Genomic DNA, 3,401 nt, shown 5'->3' on the forward strand with positions numbered 1-3,401 from the left:
GCATTAGACTCGTTCCATCTGCCAGAGAAATCGAATAGCTGGTACATAGTTGATGAAGTTCGAAGCATTTGTGCAAAAGCCATAGCATCATATTTAGCATCGGCGGAGCTTACTTCAGAATGAAATGAAAACCAATTTACTGCTAAATCATTATGTTTATAGTGGATATAGCGTTTATCCTGTGTTTGCTGATCAGAATGTTCATAATTACTGATGCTTTTATGCCCTGATAACCATGCATGCCATTCAGGCCTAGTATCGTCGTATTCGACTGCTGCTATAGAAGCGCCTTGCCTCCCAAGCAGGACTGCAAGCGCATGCGTCAAAAAGGTAGATCCTGCACCTGAGGATAAAGATAATAAGCCGATCAGCTTCTGATTTAATTGTGTACGGGGTTTGCTTTTTAGTTGATTCCAGAACACCTTATTGTCGCTATCAGGCTCTACAAAAACCTCTAGCGCTTTCTCCGCTTCAGCAATAGTTGCATATCGATATTGAGGATTGGGTTGAAGCAAACGTTTTAGCACAAGCTTAAAGGCTTTCGGAACGTCTGGCTGCAAAGATGTAAATAAAGCAGACTCCGCTGTCCAGTTCGCTTTCTGATGATAAATACTTCCCTCACTAGCCATAAAATACAGCAGCGCACCGAGTCCATAAATGTCTGTACGCTCATCGCTTTGCCTTGCTCCTGCTTGCTCCGGCGCTGCGAAGCCGTACGTTCCAAGCTGAACGGTATCTTTGTCCTTGCCGTTAATATATTGGCGTGAAATACCAAAATCAATTAGTTTCACATTACCTTTTTTGTCAATCATTACGTTTGAGGGCTTCAAATCACGATGAATAATTGGAGGCGTATGTTCATGCAAGTAACGAATTGCAGAGCATAACTGTAATCCGATATCGATTATGTTTGTAAAGGTTAGCAGTGCTCCGTTTGAACGAAATAAATCTGCAATCGTGCAGCCTTCAATATATTCCATAACCATAGCTTCGAATTGCAGCTCATGTGGAGGGAAGTAGTCGACCATTAATGGAAGCTGCGGATGCTCCAGCCTCATCATCATTTGTGCTTCTTCTGCATATTTCCGACCGCCTGGCAGCGGTGCAATTACTTTCATAGCTCTTCGTTTATTTGCGAGCTTCAAATCATCAGCGGCGTACACGACTCCCATGCCGCCTCGCCCAAGAATGCCGACAATTCGGTATCGATCCCCCACCACAGATCCCATTGCATAAGGCGAAAATATCATTCCCGTACCTTCCATATCGATCCCTCCAGCATAAAATACGAACAAAAAAAAGGCATCCCGACGCCGTTTGTAAGTTACAAACCGCATCAGGATGCCTTCCTGATTACCTATCTATTAATGCTACTTTAACATAGTTATTAAACTTGAAACAAGCAGCTTTTCATTAAAATACACGTTTCTTGGAATTCAACAGCTCCGCCAAAAACGCAAGCACAAGTCCTTGTCCCCAGCCTTGTACACGTTTGTGAGCCACTTCACGATAGCCCTGCAAATCATTCATAACTGCTGTGCCTGCTGACACATTCAGCACTGCGCCGTCCTCTGTAATTTGGCTCAAAATACCTTCGATCGAACGCTGAATGTATTTGTTGTATAAGGAACCAAAAGCGAATAATCCAGTCGCAATTCCTGCTGAACCCGACGTTTCATGATAGGAGCTATCATCGTTTAAAACCGTGTGCCATAGCCCATTTTCGGATTGCATACGCACTAATGTACTAAGCTGGTCTCGCATCGAGCCTTCAATTATCATAAATGAAGGATGCTGAACGGCGATATGCGGCAATGCCTTTGCCATTGTTAGAGCAGCCCAAGAGTTTCCGCGTGCCCAGAAGATCGAGGACATATGATTTTGTGCGATATTATCCCAGCCATGATAGTAAAGGTTCGAAACGGGATCTTGTAAAAAATGCTCATGACCGTGATACTGCTTCAGGCCATCTTCCAAATAGTCGTTTCGTCCGAGCAAATGTCCCATACGCACGAGGAAATAACCCGCCATCATCATCGTATCCACCCACGCTTGCTCAGGAAAATTATACGTTTCTGAATTGACCGTATGCTGGAAAATGCCATCTGCGAATCGAACCGCATCATTTTTTAAGTATTCGGCCATTTGAATGGCGACATCTAAATATTTTTGCTCGTCAGTTGCTTTGTACAATGAAATTAAAGCATGACCTATGGATACTCCGTTGACTGATAGCTTCGGCAAGCCGTCTTCCAGCTTCTCATCAATCCATTCCTGCAAAAGCTGAATATAACGTTCATTACCTGTTGCCTCGTACGCTTCCGCGACCCCATAGAAAGCAACGCCGCCTGGCCAATCCCAGCTAAAATCCATTCTGAATGTGCGATCTACAACACGATCTATAACGTCCTTAATATGATTTTCGTCAAATTGAAGCTGTGGCATTTCCATCTTCCTCTCCCCTATTTCATTTTGAATGTCTATTTCAAACCGCTGGTGCTGATACCTTCAACAATATACTTCTGGAATGCGAAGAAAATGGCGAGCACCGGAATGAGGCTGACGATAGACATCGCGAACATTGCGCCCCAGTTGGAGACGGTATCGCTGTCCAGAAACATTTTCAGACCCATCGACACAGGATACAAACTTGGACGATTCAAGTATAAAACCGGTCCGAGCAAGTCTTCCCAGCGCCAGTAAAACGAGAAAATTGAAGCGGTAGCCAGAGCTGGAACGACGAGCGGCAAAATAATTCGGAAAAACAAGCGGAACTTCCCGCAGCCATCGATCGTTGCTGCTTCGTCAAGCTCATTCGGAATGGTCCGGATGAACTGAATGAGTAAAAAGATAAAAAACGGAATGCCGAAATATTGCGGGATAACAATAGGTTTAATTGAGTTTAACCAATGGAGCTTCGCAAACAAAATATATTGCGGAACGAGTACAACATCATGGGGAAGCATGAGCGTAACCATCATGATTCCAAACCAAAACGTTTTCCCCACAAAATTAAGTCTTGCAAATCCAAAAGCAATAAATGCAGATGATAATACAGCTCCGATGGTAGAAATAACAACGATTTCTAGAGAATTCATAATAAAATTGCCGAATGACTGACCTGCTATGCCTACCCAGCCTATTTTATAATTTTCCCAAATCCAAGGCTGTGGTATAAGTGAATCAGCCGTTGCGAAGATGAGATTGCTTTGCTTAAATGAACTCATTAACAGCCATAACACCGGGTAAACCATGACTAACGCGAGCGCTGCGACAAATATGTGGTAGATCGGCCACTTCAGCTTTTTGAATGTCATGTTTAATGGCCACCTTTCGACTCGTAATGAACCCATTTTTTAGAGGTATAGAACAAAATCCCTGTTAGGATAGCGATAATAATA

The 3,401-nt window shown here is 43.4% G+C and carries 3 protein-coding genes; all 3 read right to left on the reverse strand.

Annotation, left to right across the window (positions count from 1 at the left end; genetic code table 11):
* Positions 1–1,337 (reverse strand): serine/threonine protein kinase (locus AC1DSE_RS32950; RefSeq protein WP_477528892.1); only part of this gene is annotated, 1,337 nt, incomplete at its 3' end.
* A 76-nt stretch (positions 1,338–1,413) separates the two neighbouring features.
* On the reverse strand, positions 1,414–2,445 hold the full coding sequence (locus AC1DSE_RS32955) for a glycoside hydrolase family 88/105 protein (protein ID WP_477511862.1): 1,032 nt from the start codon (positions 2,443–2,445) through the stop codon (positions 1,414–1,416).
* Positions 2,446–2,480: 35 nt separating this feature from the next.
* Positions 2,481–3,317 (reverse strand): carbohydrate ABC transporter permease, encoded by an 837-nt coding sequence (locus tag AC1DSE_RS32960; RefSeq protein ID WP_076265830.1) that lies wholly within the window; start codon positions 3,315–3,317, stop codon positions 2,481–2,483.
* Positions 3,318–3,401 lie beyond the last annotated feature (84 nt).

Source organism: Paenibacillus sp. 01L418 (genome assembly GCF_056400045.1).

Bases quoted from the DNA above. Each gene is read 5' to 3' on its own strand.
- AC1DSE_RS32955 (WP_477511862.1), bottom strand. From the start codon at position 2,445: ATGCCACAGCTTCAATTTGACGAAAATCATATTAAGGACGTTATAGAT.
- AC1DSE_RS32960 (WP_076265830.1), bottom strand. From the start codon at position 3,317: ATGACATTCAAAAAGCTGAAGTGGCCGATCTACCACATATTTGTCGCA.